Here is a 17,246-nt window from a genome sequence, read left to right as displayed (position 1 = left end):
GAGAGTCAGTATGAGTAAAACCCATTTTGGTTATCAGAGTGTTGACGAAGCAGAGAAGGCCAGTAAGGTAGCTGAGGTATTTCATTCGGTAGCCAGTAAATATGACGTGATGAATGACCTGATGTCTTTTGGTTTGCATCGTCTGTGGAAGAAAGTTACGATTGCCCGCGCGCAAGTCCGCCCTGGCCAAAAAGTCTTAGACATTGCTGGTGGTACTGGCGACTTAGCAAAAGCGTTTGCGCAAGCAGCCCATTACGGTACTAATGCAGATGCTCAAGTTTGGTTGAGCGACATTAATGCCTCCATGTTAGGCGTCGGCCGGGATCGCTTACTCGATGATGGCTTAGCTTTACCCTGTGTTCAGTTTGATGCTGAAAAGATTCCCTTTCCTGCAAATTATTTTGACGTTGTGACCGTCGCATTTGGCCTGCGCAATATGACGCATAAAGAAGTAGCCCTGGCAGAGATGTTGCGAGTCATTAAGCCCGGTGGCCGCGTACTGGTCTTGGAGTTTTCTAAGCCCGATGAGTTCTTGAAACCCATTTATGACGCTTACTCTTTCAAAGTTCTGCCTTGGTTAGGCGAAAAGATTGCGCAAGATGCTGAGAGTTATCGTTACTTGGCTGAATCCATCCGGATGCATCCAGATGCGGAGACACTCAAAGAAATGATGTTGGCAGTAGGCTTTGATGAAGTTGATACCCATCGCATGACAGGGGGTATTGTGGCTCTCCATATCGGCATGAAATATTAAAATTCAACGCGATGGTAGTCTATGTATTACTTGATTATTGAAGGGGTAGCATGAATAAGCACTTTTTTAAAGCAGTTCTCTTAAGCTGTACTTTGTTATGTGCTGTAGTGGGCGATGCTGATGCAGTTCGTCTGGGCGGCGGCAGAAGTTTTGGTCGCGCTCCTAGTGCACCAATCCAAAGACAAGCTACTCCACCACAAAGGCCTGCACAGCAAGCACAGCCTGCAACTCCAGCAGCAGCTCCAGTGCAACCAGCAGCCCCAAGTCGTTTTGGAGGAATGGGTGGCATGTTGGGCGGCCTAGCAGCAGGCTTGGGCATTGCTTATCTCTTTTCCCACTTCGGTTTGGGTGAAGGTATGGCGTCCATGTTTTCTGGTTTGCTCATTGCACTGCTAGTTGGCTTTGCCATTATGTTTGTGATCCGACGTTTATTGCCATCTCTTTCAGGTGCTCAAGGTGCGCAGCGGACTAGTGACCCTCTTGCTAAACAAGAGCCAGCTTTTCAGCCCGTCACTAATGGCTTTAGTGGTGTTGCTCCAGTTGCTGAAACTTTTCAATCAACCATGCCCCCCGGTTTTGATGAGTATTCTTTTTTAGAGAACGCCAAACAATTCTTTGTCCGTCTTCAAAAAGCGTGGGATCAGGGAGATTTAGTTTCACTAAAGGAATACACCACTCCCGAGATGTTCACTACTATTCAGCAAGATTTGGCAGGTAGATTTGATGCTTCTAACCAGACTGAAGTGGTCAGCATGCAGGCAAGTTTGCTGGGAATTGAAACGGCGGATACCAATTATTACTGTAGCGTTCAGTTTACGGGCATGATTCGTGAGCAAGTTTCTGCTCCGGCAAGTAACTTTTCAGAAATCTGGAACCTGAGTAAGCCGGTAAATGGCCCTGGAGGTTGGGTACTAGCGGGTATTCAGCAGTTGGTTTAAGCTTAGATACTTTCCTAAGGAAACCCGCATTCGTGCGGGTTTTTTGCACCCATGAATAGCCTGACTTCCACAACCCATCACCTTGCTGCCGGCGCGCTATGTCGCGGGGTAAATCATGTATTAGCCAGTGAGCCATGGGCAATGGCAGAACTGAATCTTCATGCAGGTAAGAGTATTTGCTTAAACCTGCCGATGGGGATGATGGTTGTAGAGATCACTCCAGAGGGAAATCTCTCAGCGCTAAGTACTGTTGATAAAGCATCTTTAGTTTTAGAGGTCTCAGCCCAGGCGCTGTCTGATTTGCTTGCGAGCCCTGGAAATTTGCGTGATCAAGCTTTTAAAGCAGTCAAACTCAGTGGCGATGCTGATCTGGCCCAATTGATTGGGCGACTGGTTTCTCAGGTTCGCTGGGAGTATGAAGAAGACTTGGCGAAATTCATTGGTGATGCCCCAGCGCATTTTGCAGTACGACAAGCCAAGTCCATTGCAAAGGCTGGTCAAGCTGCTTCAAAAGACTTTCTGCAAAATGTGGTGGAGTATGTCAGTGAGGAAAGAAAAATACTTCTGAATAAACGCGATTTCATTGCTCGTAAGCATGAATTAAATGAGCTGCGTGACTCGGTAGATCGAATTGAAAAACGCATTGCTCTACTTGAGAAAAAAACAACATAATTATGCGCAGAATCAGCCGTCTCTTTTTTATTTTCTTCACCGCTTGGCGTTATGGTTTGCTCCCATTATTGCGGGACAATCTCAGGCCTGGATTACGCCGCGGTCTTTTGTCTATTCTGTGTTGGATTTCTCCGAGCGCTAACTTGCCAAGAGGCGAACGGATTCGCTTAACGCTAGAAGAGCTGGGTCCAATTTTTGTGAAGTTTGGTCAAGTTCTCTCTACGCGTCGAGATCTCTTACCTGAGGATATTGCTAATGAGTTAGCTAAGCTGCAAGATCAGGTGCCACCATTTTCAAATGCTGAGTCACGGAATTTGATTGAAGCGGCATTAGGAGCGCCTATTGAAACGGTCTTTGAAAGTTTTGATGCCACCCCTATAGCCAGTGCCTCAGTGGCTCAGGTGCACTTCGGGGTATTGCGTGGAACGGATAAGCATCCAGAGTGGCAGGGCCGGTCGGTGGCCATCAAGGTACTTCGCCCAGGCATTCTGCCGGTGATCGAGGGTGACTTGGCGTTGATGAGAGACCTGGCCAAAATCATCGAGAAAACATCAGAAGATGGTCGGCGCTTAAAGCCGCGTGAAGTTGTAGCTGAGTTTGATATTTATTTGCATGATGAGCTTGATTTGATGCGCGAAGCTGCTAACGCGAGTCAACTTCGTCGCTACTTTATTGATTCCAAGAAACTCATGATCCCTGAAATGTATTGGGATCTATGCAGAACTAATGTCATCGTCATGGAAAGAATGGATGGCATCTCCATTGGTCGTACTGCAGAGTTACGCGCAGCAGGAGTGGACTTTAAGAAACTTGCTGCTGATGGCGTTGAGATCTTTTTTACTCAAGTATTTGAGTACGGCTTCTTTCATGCAGACATGCATCCTGGAAATATTTCCATCAGCCTAGAGCCTGAAACATTTGGCCGCTTTATTTCTTTTGACTTCGGTATTGTCGGTACGCTAAGTGAAATCGATAAAAATTATTTGGCTCAAAACTTCTTGGCTTTCTTTAATCGTGATTACCGACGAGTGGCTGAGCTACATATCGAGTCTGGTTGGGTGCCGGCGAATACCAGAGTCGAGGAATTAGAAGGAGCGGTACGCTCAGTTTGCGAACCTTACTTTGATCGACCTCTAAAAGAGATTTCTTTGGGTATTGTGTTGATGCGTTTATTCCAGACCTCGCGCCGCTTTAAGGTGGAGATTCAGCCCCAGTTAACGCTTTTACAAAAAACGTTATTAAACGTAGAAGGACTGGCCCGCGAGCTCGATCCTGATTTGGATTTGTGGAAAACAGCTAAACCGATTTTAGAAAAGTGGGTTGATAAGCAGCTGGGATGGAGCGGCTTTATTGATGGCCTCAAGGCAGAGGCGCCTGCCTGGGCAAAAATTCTGCCTACCCTGCCGAGGTTGATTGCGGATCGCCTAGCCCAAAGCCAGCATCAAGAGCAAAACGCGGAGTTAGAGGTTTTAAGAGCAGTGCTATTAGAAGAGCGCCGGACCCATCGTCTAATTGTGGGTTCTCTTCTCTTTGCGGGCGGCTTTTTAGCAGGGATCCTCTTAATTAGCCTCGGTATTTACTAGGCTCTCGCCCTAGAGCCGTCTAACCCGTTAAAATGCGTGGTTAGGCAAAAAACATGAAAAAATACTTTATCGCTGGAATTCTCGTTTGGGCTCCCATGGCTGTCACCATTTGGGTGATTACGTGGGGCTTAGGCTTGCTCGACGGTGTTTTTGGTTCCGTCATGAGCGCCATTATTGCGGTTTTCCCAGAGCAATTTTCATCCGATTTACAGCATTTCCGTAACCTTCCGGGGGTCGGAATTCTGATCGTCATTCTGGTAGTCATCTTTACGGGTTTGTTGGCAATTCATTTTGCTGGACAGTGGTGGATGAGAATTTGGGATAAATTTGTTAATCGCATTCCAATCGTTCGCTCTATCTATTCAAGCGTTCAGCAGGTTTCCACCACCTTATTGTCTGGTAATGGCAACGCCTTTAGTAAGGCTTTGCTGATTCGATATCCCCATGCTGATTCTTGGGCAATTGCTTTTCAAACGGGATTGCCTGCGAAAGAAATAAGTACTAAGTTGGGTGCAGACTATGTGAATGTCTTTTTACCTACGACTCCCAATCCAACTTCAGGTTTCTTCATGATCGTGCCTCGTGAGCAAACGATTGCACTAGATATGAGTGTTGAAGAAGCACTGAAACACATTGTTTCAATGGGATCTGTCCCGCCAAATAGTTCTATTGGTAAGACTGCATTAGAGTCACCAAAACCTCTTTGATTTATAGGAAATTGTTATGTCGATGCGAAGTCATACCTGTGGCCAGGTTAGCGATTCACTGATTGGTAAAGAAGTTACCCTTGCTGGTTGGGTTAACCGTCGTCGTGATCACGGTGGCGTGATTTTTATTGACTTGCGCGATCGCGAGGGCTTTGTCCAGATCGTTTGCGACCCTGATCGCCCCGAGATGTTTGGACTTGCCGAGCAAGTGCGTAACGAGTTTTGTATTCAGATTACGGGCCTAGTGCGGGCGCGTCCTGCTGGTACCGAGAATGCCGATTTGGTCAGTGGCAAGGTTGAAATTCTATGCCATAAGCTAGTCATTCTCAATGCATCTGTAACACCACCATTCCAGATTGATGACGAAAATTTATCCGAGACAACCCGCTTGACTCATCGGGTTCTCGATCTACGTCGCCCACAAATGCAAAAGAATCTGCGATTGCGTTACAACGTTGCCATGGAGTGCCGACGTTATTTAGATGCTGCAGGTTTTATTGACATTGAAACACCGATGCTTACCAAGAGTACCCCTGAGGGTGCGCGCGATTATCTGGTTCCTTCCCGCGTTCATGATGGACAATTTTTTGCCTTACCTCAGTCTCCTCAATTGTTTAAGCAATTATTGATGGTGGCCGGTTTTGATCGTTACTACCAAATTACCAAGTGCTTCCGTGACGAAGACTTGCGGGCCGATCGTCAGCCAGAATTTACTCAGATTGATTGCGAAACTGCATTCTTAGATGAGATCGAGATTCGGGATTTATTTGAAAATATGATTCGTCACATTTTCAAAACAACGATGAATGTTGAGTTGCCTAATCCCTTTCCAACTATGCCGTATTCGGAAGGTATGGCTCGCTATGGCTCAGATAAACCCGACTTACGGGTTGCAATGGAATTTACAGAGCTGACTGATCTGATGAAAGATGTAGATTTCAAGGTCTTCTCTGGAGCCGCCAATCAAGCAGGCGGTCGGGTAGTGGGATTATGTGTTCCTGGTGGCGCTGAGATCAGCCGTAGTGAAATCGATGATTACACGCAATTTGTATCGATCTATGGTGCAAAAGGTTTGGCTTGGATTAAGGTCAATTCGGTTGCCGAAGGCCGCAATGGCTTGCAGTCTCCCATCGTTAAGAATCTCCACGATGCTGCAATCGAGGGCATCTTGAAGCGGACAGGCGCAAAGGATGGAGACATTATTTTCTTTGGAGCCGATAAAGAAAAGGTAGTCAATGATGCAATTGGTAACTTACGTTTACGGATTGGTCATTCTGCTTGGGGTAAAGAACATGGCTTATTCACTGAAGGCTGGAAGCCTTTGTGGGTAGTTGACTTCCCTATGTTTGATTACGATGACGCTGAAGCCCGTTGGGTTGCTTGTCATCACCCATTCACGAGCCCTAAAGATGAGCACTTGCAGCATCTCGAGACCGATCCAGGCAAGTGCTTGGCAAAGGCTTACGATATGGTATTGAATGGTAGTGAAATTGGTGGTGGCTCTGTGCGTATTCATCAAGAGGCAGTGCAAAGCCAAGTATTCCGTGCTCTTAAGATCGGTCCAGAGGAAGCACAAGCTAAATTTGGATTCTTGTTAGATGCTCTACAGTACGGCGCTCCTCCCCATGGCGGTATCGCTTTTGGTTTAGATCGTATTGTTACCATGATGACTGGCGCTGAATCGATTCGTGATGTGATTGCTTTCCCCAAAACACAACGGGCACAGTGTTTATTGACCCAAGCGCCTAGTCCGGTGGATGAGCGGCAATTACGCGAATTACACATCCGCCTTCGCCAAGCAGCGCCTACTGCATAAGCGCCATATCTTGAAAATCCCCGTCTCGGTTTTAGTTGTCATCTATAAATCGAATGGGGAAGTTTTATTAATCGAGCGAGCTGATCAAGAAAGCTTCTGGCAATCCGTAACAGGCAGCATTGATTTTGCTAGTGAAGATTTAAGGCAAGCTGCGATCAGGGAAGTGCAGGAAGAGACAGGTATCGATGTCCATAAGCTAAGTCCTGACGCGTTGCAAGATATGCATCACCATATTGAATACGAAATCTATCCACAATGGCGCTTTAAGTATGAAGCCGGTGTAATTAAAAATACCGAACATTGGTTCTCATTACAGGTGCCTGATGACATTGTGATTAGGCTTTCACCCCGAGAGCACATTGCTTACCAGTGGCTTCCATTTGCTACCGCTGCCGCTAAATGCTTTTCTCCTAGCAATGGCCAAGCTATTTTGCGTTTATTTTCTTCGAAGGCATCATGAGACATTTATCGGGCCCTAGACGCACAGAGCCTTCCCTGGCAGTCTCGCAACGCAGTGATTGGCGTGTCATTCGTGATCTGCTACCTTACCTATTGGAGTACCGCTTAAGGGTATTTCTTGCCCTAATGTGCTTAGTTGCGGCGAAGGTAGCTAATCTAGGTATTCCGATTTTGATGAAGCGTTTGATCGATGCTTTGAATATCAAAGCTGATTCAGGCCAAGCCTTATTGGCTGTTCCAGTTGCTCTCATCATCGCTTATGGCTTATTGAGAATCTCTGCCTCTTTATTTAATGAATTGCGCGAAGCTCTGTTTGCCAAGGTCACGCAAAACGCAGTGCGCAAGGTGGCGCTACAGGTGTTTGAGCATTTACACGCACTCTCCTTGAGTTTTCATCTGGCACGTCAGACGGGGGGAGTGAGTAGAGATATTGAGCGTGGCACCAGAGGGATTCAGTCTCTGATTCAGTATTCGCTGTATAGCATTTTGCCAACGCTCATCGAATTTATTCTGGTTCTTGGTTATCTCGCCTACTCCTACGATATTTGGTTTGCGCTCATCACGCTGGTAGCACTAGTGCTATACATTACTTTCACGGTCGTTGTGACTGAATGGCGAACCCATTTCCGTCGCACTATGAATGAGATGGATTCCAAAGCCAATCAAAAAGCGATTGACTCTTTATTGAATTTTGAGACGGTGAAGTATTTTGGCAACGAAGCGTTTGAAGCTCGACGCTATGATGAAAATCTCGCTCGCTATCAAATAGCAGCGGTCAAGTCGCAAAAGTCATTGGCCATTCTGAACTTGGGTCAGCAAACTATCATTGCGCTTGGCCTGATTCTGATTTTATGGCGCGCTACCTCAGGTGTTATCAATGGCACGATGAGTCTGGGTGACCTAGTTCTAGTCAATACGCTAATGATTCAGCTTTACATTCCCCTGAATTTTTTAGGAGTGATTTATCGAGAAATTAAGCAATCATTAACTGATATGGATCGGATGTTTTCGCTACTCAATACCGATAAAGAAATTGCTGACTCTCCCAACGCACAGCCCTTAGTTATTCAGAACTTTACGATTGGGCCTGATGTCCACTTTGAGCATGTCTCTTTCCACTACGATGCAAAGCGCGAGATTCTGCGCGATGTGAGCTTTCATATTCCAGCGGGGACTATTACGGCTGTGGTTGGTCAGAGTGGCGCAGGTAAAAGCACCTTAGCCCGTTTGCTATTTCGATTTTATGATGTGCAGTCAGGCAAGATTTTGATCGATGGGCAAAATATTCAAGATGTGCAGCAAACCAGTTTGCGTAAGGTGATTGGCATTGTTCCTCAGGACACCGTGCTATTTAACGATACGATTGGTTATAACATTGCGTACGGAAATCCAGGAGCCACTCCAGAGGCAGTTCAAGAGGCGGCGCGGGCAGCACAAATCGACGGTTTTATTGAGCGACTACCGGATCGCTATAACACCCAAGTTGGAGAGCGGGGTCTGAAGTTATCTGGAGGAGAAAAGCAAAGGGTAGCGATTGCTCGTACTTTGTTGAAGAAGCCAGCTATGCTGATCTTCGATGAAGCCACTTCAGCCCTAGATTCCAAGACAGAGCGGGCTTTTCAGGAAGAATTGCTCAGTTTAGCTAAAAATCGCACTACCCTCATCATTGCCCATCGTCTTTCAACGATTGTTCATGCAGACCAGATCTTGGTGATGGAGCATGGGCAGATTCTAGAGAGAGGCACCCATACTGAGTTGCTAGCGCTGCAAGGTCGCTACGCCGAGATGTGGCAAATGCAAGAGCGGGCTACGCTTGATTAGAATACTCTGATGAGTAATCAAAAAACCATTCTTCAAAATGCTTTTGCTGCTGCTTTAGCTGTCGCCGATCCGCAGCAGATCGTGCCCGAATACCTAGAAAAAATCTTTGCGAATGGCGCGCCAAAAGGAAAGTGCCTGGTTGTAGGTGCCGGTAAAGCAAGCGCCTCAATGGCGAGCGCTTTAGAGCAATTTGCTAAACAGCATTGGCCTAGTACGCAGATGAATGGCGTAGTTCTAACCCGCTATGGGCATGGGTCGCCAACTGAGCATATCCAGATTATTGAGGCGGGCCATCCAGTCCCAGATCAAGCGGGCATGGATGGGGCAAAAGCGGTTTTGCAATTAGTAAACCAACTGAATGCGGATGACGTATTGATTGTGTTGGTATCTGGCGGGGGCTCAAGCTTATTGACCTTACCTCAGGCTGGTATCAGCATGGAGGACATGCGTACAACAACTCAAGCATTGCTAAGATGCGGCGCCCCCATTGAGGAAATGAATATTGTTCGTAAGCACTTATCTGCAATCTTGGGCGGTAATTTAGCTAGAGCAGCTATGCAACGCGGTGCCCGAGTTGAAGCCTTATTGATTTCTGATGTCACGGGAGATCAGCCTGCGGATATTGGCAGTGGGCCTTGTGCTGCGGATTACTCAAGCTACCAGGATGCTGTTGATATTTTGGTGAAGCATCAGTTAGATGAAAGCGCGATACCGGCATCAGTAATCCAGCATTTGCAAAAAGGCCTAGCAGGGCTGATACCCGAAACACTGAAAGAATCTGATTTACAAAATGGACGCGTCAGAAATCATGTCATTGCAACCGCTTATAAAAGTTTGGAGGCGGCTGCAGACTATGTTCGCTCTGAAGGCTACGAGCCAATCATTCTGGGTGACACCATTACTGGTGAGGCTAAAGAGGTTGGCGTTGATCAGGCGAAACTTGCTAAGGAGCTGATTGAAAAAAATAGCGGGAGCAAGCCACTTGCGGTCATTTCTGGAGGTGAATGTACGGTAACCCTTCCCGCTGGCATCAAAGGTCGAGGCGGTCGTTGCAGCGAGTTTTTGCTCTCTTTATTTACAGAAACCGGACATATTTCTCAATTGGCGGCATTAGCTGCCGATACCGATGGAATTGACGGTAGTGAAAAGAACGCGGGTGCTTGGTTTACCCCAGAACTGCGTGAAGCCAGTAAAGCTAGGGGCCTTAACCCCAGTCAATTTCTGGAAAAGCATGATTGTTATGGATTCTTTGCAGAATTGAGCGCTTTGGTAGAAACTGGACCCACCCTGACCAATGTGAATGATTTCCGTATCATCTTGCTTAATTAATCTTAAAGTCATCACCATGTCGACCAAGCCACAACAGATTCAGATTACTCAGCCGGATGATTGGCATTTGCATATCCGCGATGGTGAAGTCATGGGTAGCGTGTTGGTGGATACCGCAAGACAGTTTGCGCGTGCCATCATCATGCCGAACTTAAAGCCTCCAGTTACTACGGTTGAATTGGCTAAGGCCTATCGCTCCAGAATTGAAGCTAAGCTTGCATCGCTGCAGATCAAAAACTTTACGCCTTTAATGACCTTGTATTTGACAGATAACACTTCTGCTGAAGAAGTTCGCAAGGCAAAGGCGGATGGAATTGTGGGTTTTAAGTTGTATCCTGCTGGAGCCACTACCAATAGTGATGCTGGTGTGAGTGATCTGCGTCGTTGTTATGCCGCTCTGGAAGCGATGCAAGAAGTGGGTATGCCACTGCTGGTTCACGGTGAAGTGACGAATTCTGAAATTGATATCTTTGATCGTGAAGCAGTGTTTATCGATCGTGTGCTCGAACCTTTGCGCAAAGACTTGCCAGAGCTCAAGATTAGCTTTGAGCACATTACTACCTTACAAGCTGCTCACTATGTCCGCGATGCGGCTACGAATGGAAAACATTTGATTGGCGCAACGATTACTCCGCAGCATCTATTAATGAATCGCAATGCTATTTTTGCTGGTGGGATTCGTCCACACCACTATTGCTTGCCTGTGTTGAAGCGTGAAGAGCATCGACTAGCTTTATTGGAAGTGGCTACCAGTGGTAATCCCCGTTTTTTCTTGGGCACAGATAGTGCGCCTCACTCCAAAGCTGCAAAAGAGAGCGCTTGCGGCTGTGCGGGTTGTTATAGCGCCTTCAATGCAATGGGACTGTATGCTGAAGCTTTTGATAGTGTTGGTAAGCTCGATCGCCTAGAGGGCTTTGCAAGTTTCTTTGGGCCAGATTTTTATTCCTTGCCACGTAATACCCAAAAAATGACTTTAGCAAAACAAGCTCAGAGCATTCCGCAAGCGCTGCCGTTTGGTGGTGAGACCATCATTCCGTTGCGAGCTGGCGAGAGCGTTGCCTGGTCCCTCGTTTCGGCTTAATTCCAAACGTTTTTTCCTGACTGCGTTAGACTGCAGGCGCAGAGTCAATTAGGCAATCGCCGCCTCTTTATTGAGGGGGAGGAAAGTCCGGACTCCATAGGGAAGGGTGATGGCTAACGGCCATCCACGGCGACGTGCGGAATAGGGCCACAGAGACGAGCGTATTTAGTTACGGTGAAACGCGGTAACCTCCACCCGGAGCAATCCCAAGTAAGCAGGCGATGAGGCGTCCCGCTGAGTCTGCGGGTAGGGAGCTTGAGCCGTTAGGTAACTAACGGCCTAGAGGAATGATTGCCCCTAGACGCAAGTCTAGGCGACAGAATCCGGCTTATCGATTGGCTCTGCACTTATTCGGAACGGACTTCGATGCTGTAAGTCAGTTCAGCCGTTTTAGCGAGCATCGCTGTGGCAGAGCAATACTTATCGTGAGAGAGTTTGACTGCTCGCTCAACCTTGGTTTGGTCCAAGTCTTTCCCGGTAACGATGAAATGTAAATCAATCTTAGTAAAGACTTTGGGGTCTTCGTTAGCCCTCTCAGCCTTGAGCTCCACATCGCAGCCAGAAACAGCCTGACGGGCCTTTTGTAGGATTAAAACCACATCAAAGGCTGAGCACCCGCCCGCCCCCGCCAAGAGCAGCTCCATGGGCCTAGGGGCCAGATTTTTGCCGCCGGCCTCTGGGGCGCCATCCATATTGAGTAGATGGCCACTGCCGGTTTCGGCTGAAAAAGCCATACCACCATTACCTAACCAAGAAACTGTGCAATCCATATTAGTGATCCCTAACTTCTAAATTAATCAATATTATCAATGATTTAGACATTATAGGGGGATTATGCAACGCTATCGTATATGCCAAAAAATTGACTTAGATCAATTTTCTTGCATTGCACCATAAATTATGGTCAAATAACCATATTGGTGATCAGTCTTATACAAGAGATCGATTTACCTCCCAGTGTCTCCTCCACCCAAACATCGGTGGATTCCAACCCAGGACTCGTTCCTGGGTTTTTTTTGGGTTACAATTCAAGGCTTAACTGAATTACCGACTTGTCAGCGGTAATTGTTTTACCGATTGAGTTGCTGAATCTGCGAGCCTGCAAACATAAGCAGGGCCAAAGTGGATGTAGTTTGATTGGAGTATTTTTGACAATAACAATTTGAGAAATCATGAAAACTTTTTCCGCAAAATCCCATGAGGTAACGCGTGAATGGTTCGTGATTGACGCTACGGACAAAGTCCTCGGTCGTGTCGCCAGTGAAGTGGCACACCGTCTACGCGGCAAGCACAAGCCTGAATTCACACCCCACGTTGATACGGGCGATTTTATCGTCGTAATCAACTCATCCAAGCTGCGTGTCACTGGCACCAAAGGCTTGAATAAACTCTATCACCGTCACAGTGGATACCCCGGCGGTATCAGCACGACTAACTTCGATAAGATGCAAGACCGTTTTCCTGGTCGCGCCTTAGAGAAGGCTGTGAAAGGTATGTTGCCAAAAGGCCCACTCGGCTATGCCATGATCAAGAAATTAAAAGTCTATGGCGACGCTAATCATCCGCATACGGCTCAACAGCCTAAAGCGTTAGAGATTTAAGGAACCCAAATGGCTATTAATTACGGAAATTGGAATTACGGTACAGGTCGTCGCAAGAGCTCTGTAGCCCGTGTATTTATTAAATCTGGCAAAGGTGAGATTACTGTTAACGGTAAGCCTATCGATGCTTATTTCGCACGCGAGACATCCCGCATGATCGCTCGTCAACCTTTGGCTCTGACTGCTCACCTAACTACCTTTGATATCAAAGTGAACGTAACTGGTGGTGGTGAGACTGGCCAAGCTGGCGCGGTTCGCCACGGCGTTACTCGTGCTTTGATCGACTACGACAATGCTTTGAAGCCAACCCTGTCTAAAGCAGGTTTGGTAACTCGCGATGCTCGTGAGGTTGAGCGTAAAAAGGTTGGTCTGCACGGCGCGCGTCGTCGCAAGCAGTTCAGCAAGCGCTAATTTCTTTCAGTCGCTATGTTTTGATGAAAGGGTCGCGCAAGCGGCCCTTTTTGTTTCTAAAATGAAAGTATTTGTCAGAATCAAGCAGTAAGCTATGGCTTATTGAAATTGGAGATCAGCATGATTAAGGTTGGCATCGTTGGTGGAACTGGATACACCGGAGTGGAGTTACTCCGTTTATTGACACAGCATCCTGAAGTCCAGATTCAGGCGATTACCTCGCGTACTGAAGCAGGTATGCCCGTAGCAGATATGTTTCCTTCCTTGCGTGGCCGAGTCGATCTCAAGTTCACTACGCCAGAGGATGCTAATCTAACTGAATGTGATGCCGTATTTTTTGCCACACCGCATGGTGTTGCGATGGCTCAGGCAAAAGCACTTTTGGCTGCAGGCGTTAAGGTGCTAGATTTGGCTGCAGACTTTCGTTTGAAAGACGTTGCTGAGTTTCAAAAATGGTATGGCATGGAGCATAGTTGTCCTGATGTCTTGGCAGAGGCGGTATATGGCTTGCCAGAAATTAATCGGGATGCCATTCAGAAAGCGCGGGTCGTTGGGCTTGCAGGTTGCTATCCAACTTCTGTGCAATTAGGTCTCGCGCCACTACTTTCTCCAAAATCCACTGGTGGTAAACAACTGATTGATGGCGAACATATTATTTCGGATTCGAAGTCCGGCACTTCAGGTGCAGGACGTAAAGCCGAGATCGGCACCTTGATGGCTGAGGCTAGTGATAACTTTAAGGCTTATGGCGTTAAAGGCCATCGTCACTTACCTGAGATTGTTCAAGGACTCAAAGCCATTGCTGGTCATGAACAGATTAGTTTGACATTTGTACCCCATCTCACACCAATGATTAGAGGTATTCATTCCACTTTGTATGTGCGTCTAACCGAGGTAGGCAAAGAGGTCAATTACCAAAAGCTGTATGAGAACTTCTACAAGGATGAGCCCTTTGTGGATGTGATGCCAGCCGGGAGTCATCCAGAGACGCGTTCGGTAAGAGGGAGTAATGGCCTTCGAATTGCGATCCATCGGCCTGGCAATGGCGATACTTTGGTCATTTTGGTGGTTGAGGACAATCTGGTTAAAGGGGCTTCTGGTCAGGGTGTGCAGTGCCTAAACCTGATGTTTGGCTTGCCCGAGACCATGGGCTTGACCCAGATTGCCTTATTGCCCTAAAGACCTTTCCAGCAGACTGGGGATTTAAAGCCTAAAATGAATTATTGCCTTTCGAATTAGGAGTTCATCATGACTGAAGTTGCTACCCAAGTTGCGCAGGATCTTGCAGAGCCACCAACACCGTTAGTGTTTACGGATAGCGCTGCCGCAAAAGTGGCTGACCTGATTGCCGAAGAGGGCAATCCCAGCCTCAAATTAAGAGTATTCGTCCAAGGTGGCGGTTGCTCAGGATTCCAGTATGGATTTACGTTTGATGATGCTGTGAATGAAGATGACACTGAGTTTGAAAAAAATGGTGTGACACTTCTGGTGGACTCAATGAGCTTCCAATATTTAGTTGGTGCAGAAATTGATTACAAAGAAGATATCCATGGGTCACAATTTGTGATTAAGAATCCGAATGCAACCACCACTTGCGGTTGCGGTTCTTCTTTCTCGGCTTAATACCTTTAGAAACTAGGCTGGGTAACAAGCGCCTAACATTCTGAGTCCTTTAGCACCCGTTACGGCTGGCAGATTTGCCGGCCGTTTTGCTTTATGAGCCCAGGCGAGCCAAGCAAAGGCAAGACCTTCCACGAGTTGAGGATCAATCCCAACAGCTTCACTACTCGCGATTTCTAAAGGCTGTTTAAACACATGTTGTGCTTTGACTTTGAGCAAATTCATGAGGGCTTTATTCTTTGCGCCACCCCCGCAGACAATCAACTTCTGGGTTTGCGGGGCATGATGTAGCAAAGCCTCTAAAGCAGAGTGTGCTGTTAAGTGCAGAAGTGTTGCTTGCACATCTTCGGTACGGTGATTTTCTTCGCCTAATTTTTCTTTTAACCATTCAAGATGAAAGTCATCTCGACCAGTGCTTTTTGGTGGTAACTTTTTAAAGAATGGATCAGCCAACATTTTGCTTAGTAAATCTTCATTTACTTTACCTTGTGATGCCCATGCGCCATTTTCATCAAAAGCATTACCCTGATGTTCATAAATCCAGGCATCCATCAGCATATTTCCTGGGCCACAATCAAAGCCAGTAACTGCACCATTTTTTGGAAGCAGTGTGAAATTGGCGATACCGCCAATATTGAGAATGGCGAGATTTTCAGTTGATGTAAATTGCTGCGCATGAAAAGCGGGCACTAAAGGTGCGCCGTGTCCACCAGCAGCGAGATCACGACTTCTAAAGTCAGCAATGACATCGATCCCGGTTTTCTCGGCCAAAAGGGCGGCATTCAATGTTTGGTGGGTGTATCCCAATTCCCCAAGCTGCGGTTGGTGGCGAATGGTTTGTCCATGGGCGCCAATCGCAGCGATATCAGATGGCTGCAAATGAGCCTTGTTAAGGAGTTGGCTTACTGCCTCTGCATAGGCCAAAGCCAATGCATTGCCGGCTTGCTTCTCCCGGTGGAGTTCATTCTCCCCAGGGCTTTGAAGTTCAAACAGGGCCTTACGAAGCTCAGGATCAAAGGGGGCGCTAAAGGCTGCTTGGGCGCTCGTTTCTCCATTGGGTCCGATCTTGGCTAGAACGGCGTCGATCCCATCTAGGCTAGTGCCAGACATGAGGCCAATGTAGAGAGAGTGCGGTTTGTTCATCGAGTTCTCAGGAATGCGACAATTATGCTTAACATTTGAAATACTAAATAACTGTATCAGCATCCGAATCAGTATGACGGCAAAACCAGAACAAAAATATCCTTTGACCCCTGAAGTCTTCGCGGCACTTGAAGTGACTAAACGTGGCTGTGATGAGCTATTGGTTGAGGCCGATTGGGTCCAAAAGTTAGCCCGTAGCCAAGTGACCAAGACTCCGCTCAGGATTAAATTAGGTTTAGATCCTACGGCGCCTGATATTCATTTGGGGCATACGGTAGTTCTGAATAAATTACGCCAATTGCAAGACTTAGGGCATACGGTCATCTTCTTGATCGGCGACTTTACTAGCATGATCGGTGATCCATCGGGTCGCAATGCCACTCGCCCACCATTGACTGCAGAGGAGATCGCTGTCAATGCTGAGACTTACTATCGTCAAGCAAGTATGGTGCTCGATCCTACAAAAACTGAAGTGCGCTATAACAGTGAGTGGTGTGATCCACTAGGTGCGCGCGGCATGATTCAGTTAGCAGCAAAACATACCGTTGCTCGCATGTTGGAGCGCGATGATTTTACTAAGCGCTATCGCAATGGCGTGCCTATTTCAATTCATGAGTTCTTATATCCACTCATGCAAGGTTATGACTCTGTTGCCCTCAAGAGTGATTTAGAGCTGGGTGGTACAGATCAGAAATTTAATCTTCTTGTTGGTCGTGAGCTCCAGCGTGAGTATGGCCAAGAGCCTCAATGTATTTTGACCATGCCACTCTTGGTGGGTCTAGATGGCGTTGAGAAAATGAGTAAGTCCAAAGGTAATTACATTGGCATCAGTGAAGCGCCTGGCGAGATGTTTGGCAAGCTCTTGAGTATCTCTGATGATTTGATGTGGGATTACTTCACCTTGTTGTCATTCCGCCCAATCGCTGAAATCGATCTCATGAAGCAGGAAGTTGCTGCTGGCAGAAATCCAAAAGATTGCAAAGTGTTACTTGCCCAAGAAATCGTGACACGCTTTCATTCACAAGCGGCTGCTGAAAAAGCATTAGAAGACTTTAATCACCGCGCTAAAGGTGGTGTGCCTGATGAGATTCCTGAAGTCACTCTTTCTGGCGCACCAATGCAAATTGCCAACCTTCTCAAGGCTGCTGGATTAGCGCCGTCTACATCTGAAGCGATGCGCAATATTGAGCAAAACGGTGTGAAGATTGATGGCGTAACGATTGCTGATAAGCAATTAAAGATTGAGGCCGGAACGTATATTGTGCAGGTTGGAAAGCGTAAGTTTGCAAAAGTGACGCTGAGCTAATTAGA

General features: G+C 47.0%; 17 protein-coding genes and 1 other RNA gene. 16 read left to right on the top strand and 2 right to left on the bottom strand.

What is annotated here, in order from left to right; all coding sequences use genetic code 11:
- Positions 1-10: 10 nt before the first annotated feature.
- From ubiE to rnpB, 11 genes are all read left to right on the top strand, one after another.
- Complete coding sequence (gene ubiE, locus ICU98_RS07920; protein ID WP_215351994.1) at positions 11-754, top strand: bifunctional demethylmenaquinone methyltransferase/2-methoxy-6-polyprenyl-1,4-benzoquinol methylase UbiE; 744 nt, start codon at positions 11-13, stop codon at positions 752-754.
- A 50-nt stretch (positions 755-804) separates the two neighbouring features.
- Entirely contained in the window at positions 805-1,692 is an 888-nt protein-coding gene (locus tag ICU98_RS07915) for a Tim44 domain-containing protein (protein WP_215336361.1), read from the top strand.
- 51 nt (positions 1,693-1,743) lie between these two features.
- Positions 1,744-2,364 (top strand): SCP2 domain-containing protein, encoded by a 621-nt coding sequence (locus ICU98_RS07910; protein ID WP_215351993.1) that lies wholly within the window; start codon positions 1,744-1,746, stop codon positions 2,362-2,364.
- A 2-nt stretch (positions 2,365-2,366) separates the two neighbouring features.
- The gene (ubiB, locus tag ICU98_RS07905; RefSeq protein WP_215336357.1) at positions 2,367-3,947 is read left to right on the top strand and encodes a ubiquinone biosynthesis regulatory protein kinase UbiB; all 1,581 of its coding nucleotides are present in this window, start codon (positions 2,367-2,369) and stop codon (positions 3,945-3,947) included.
- Positions 3,948-4,000: 53 nt separating this feature from the next.
- The gene (locus ICU98_RS07900; RefSeq protein WP_215336355.1) at positions 4,001-4,654 is read left to right on the top strand and encodes a DUF502 domain-containing protein; all 654 of its coding nucleotides are present in this window, start codon (positions 4,001-4,003) and stop codon (positions 4,652-4,654) included.
- A 16-nt stretch (positions 4,655-4,670) separates the two neighbouring features.
- Positions 4,671-6,470, top strand: coding sequence for an aspartate--tRNA ligase (aspS, locus tag ICU98_RS07895; protein ID WP_215351991.1), 1,800 nt, complete (start codon positions 4,671-4,673; stop codon positions 6,468-6,470).
- Between the two features lie 10 nt (positions 6,471-6,480).
- The gene (nudB, locus tag ICU98_RS07890; protein ID WP_251365336.1) at positions 6,481-6,930 is read left to right on the top strand and encodes a dihydroneopterin triphosphate diphosphatase; all 450 of its coding nucleotides are present in this window, start codon (positions 6,481-6,483) and stop codon (positions 6,928-6,930) included.
- Positions 6,927-8,750 carry an ABC transporter ATP-binding protein/permease gene (locus tag ICU98_RS07885; protein WP_215351989.1) on the top strand — a complete coding sequence of 608 codons (1,824 nt, stop codon included), beginning with the start codon at positions 6,927-6,929 and terminating at the stop codon, positions 8,748-8,750. Before nudB ends, ICU98_RS07885 begins: the two co-directional genes overlap by 4 nt.
- A 9-nt stretch (positions 8,751-8,759) precedes the next feature.
- The gene (locus ICU98_RS07880) at positions 8,760-10,079 is read left to right on the top strand and encodes a glycerate kinase (RefSeq protein ID WP_215351988.1); all 1,320 of its coding nucleotides are present in this window, start codon (positions 8,760-8,762) and stop codon (positions 10,077-10,079) included.
- Positions 10,080-10,095: 16 nt separating this feature from the next.
- Positions 10,096-11,160 carry a dihydroorotase gene (pyrC, locus tag ICU98_RS07875; RefSeq protein WP_215353253.1) on the top strand — a complete coding sequence of 355 codons (1,065 nt, stop codon included), beginning with the start codon at positions 10,096-10,098 and terminating at the stop codon, positions 11,158-11,160.
- A 40-nt stretch (positions 11,161-11,200) separates the two neighbouring features.
- Positions 11,201-11,507, top strand: an RNA gene (gene rnpB, locus ICU98_RS07870) — RNase P RNA component class A.
- Here the strand turns inward: rnpB and ICU98_RS07865 are convergent.
- Entirely contained in the window at positions 11,508-11,930 is a 423-nt protein-coding gene (locus ICU98_RS07865) for an OsmC family protein (RefSeq protein WP_215351987.1), read from the bottom strand.
- A gap of 402 nt (positions 11,931-12,332) precedes the next feature.
- Between ICU98_RS07865 and rplM the strand changes: the two genes are divergently transcribed.
- The 4 genes from rplM to erpA all read left to right on the top strand — a co-directional run bounded on the left by rplM (position 12,333) and on the right by erpA (position 14,795).
- On the top strand, positions 12,333-12,761 hold the full coding sequence (gene rplM / locus ICU98_RS07860) for a 50S ribosomal protein L13 (protein ID WP_112205386.1): 429 nt from the start codon (positions 12,333-12,335) through the stop codon (positions 12,759-12,761).
- A 9-nt stretch (positions 12,762-12,770) separates the two neighbouring features.
- Complete coding sequence (gene rpsI, locus ICU98_RS07855; RefSeq protein WP_062310144.1) at positions 12,771-13,172, top strand: 30S ribosomal protein S9; 402 nt, start codon at positions 12,771-12,773, stop codon at positions 13,170-13,172.
- 120 nt (positions 13,173-13,292) lie between these two features.
- A complete protein-coding gene (gene argC / locus ICU98_RS07850) occupies positions 13,293-14,351 on the top strand; it encodes an N-acetyl-gamma-glutamyl-phosphate reductase (RefSeq protein WP_215351986.1) in 1,059 nt (352 codons plus the stop codon).
- Positions 14,352-14,420: 69 nt separating this feature from the next.
- Positions 14,421-14,795, top strand: a complete 375-nt coding sequence (gene erpA, locus ICU98_RS07845) for an iron-sulfur cluster insertion protein ErpA (protein ID WP_215336341.1) — start codon at positions 14,421-14,423, stop codon at positions 14,793-14,795.
- 12 nt (positions 14,796-14,807) lie between these two features.
- Here erpA and ICU98_RS07840 read toward each other — a convergent pair whose 3' ends face one another.
- Entirely contained in the window at positions 14,808-15,935 is a 1,128-nt protein-coding gene (locus tag ICU98_RS07840; RefSeq protein WP_215351984.1) for an anhydro-N-acetylmuramic acid kinase, read from the bottom strand.
- A gap of 73 nt (positions 15,936-16,008) precedes the next feature.
- Between ICU98_RS07840 and tyrS the strand changes: the two genes are divergently transcribed.
- Positions 16,009-17,241, top strand: coding sequence for a tyrosine--tRNA ligase (gene tyrS / locus ICU98_RS07835; RefSeq protein ID WP_215351982.1), 1,233 nt, complete (start codon positions 16,009-16,011; stop codon positions 17,239-17,241).
- Positions 17,242-17,246: the final 5 nt, after the last annotated feature.

This window comes from Polynucleobacter sp. MWH-P3-07-1 (genome assembly GCF_018687555.1).
GTDB lineage: Bacteria > Pseudomonadota > Gammaproteobacteria > Burkholderiales > Burkholderiaceae > Polynucleobacter.
This window is presented reverse-complemented; position numbering and strand designations above follow the sequence as displayed.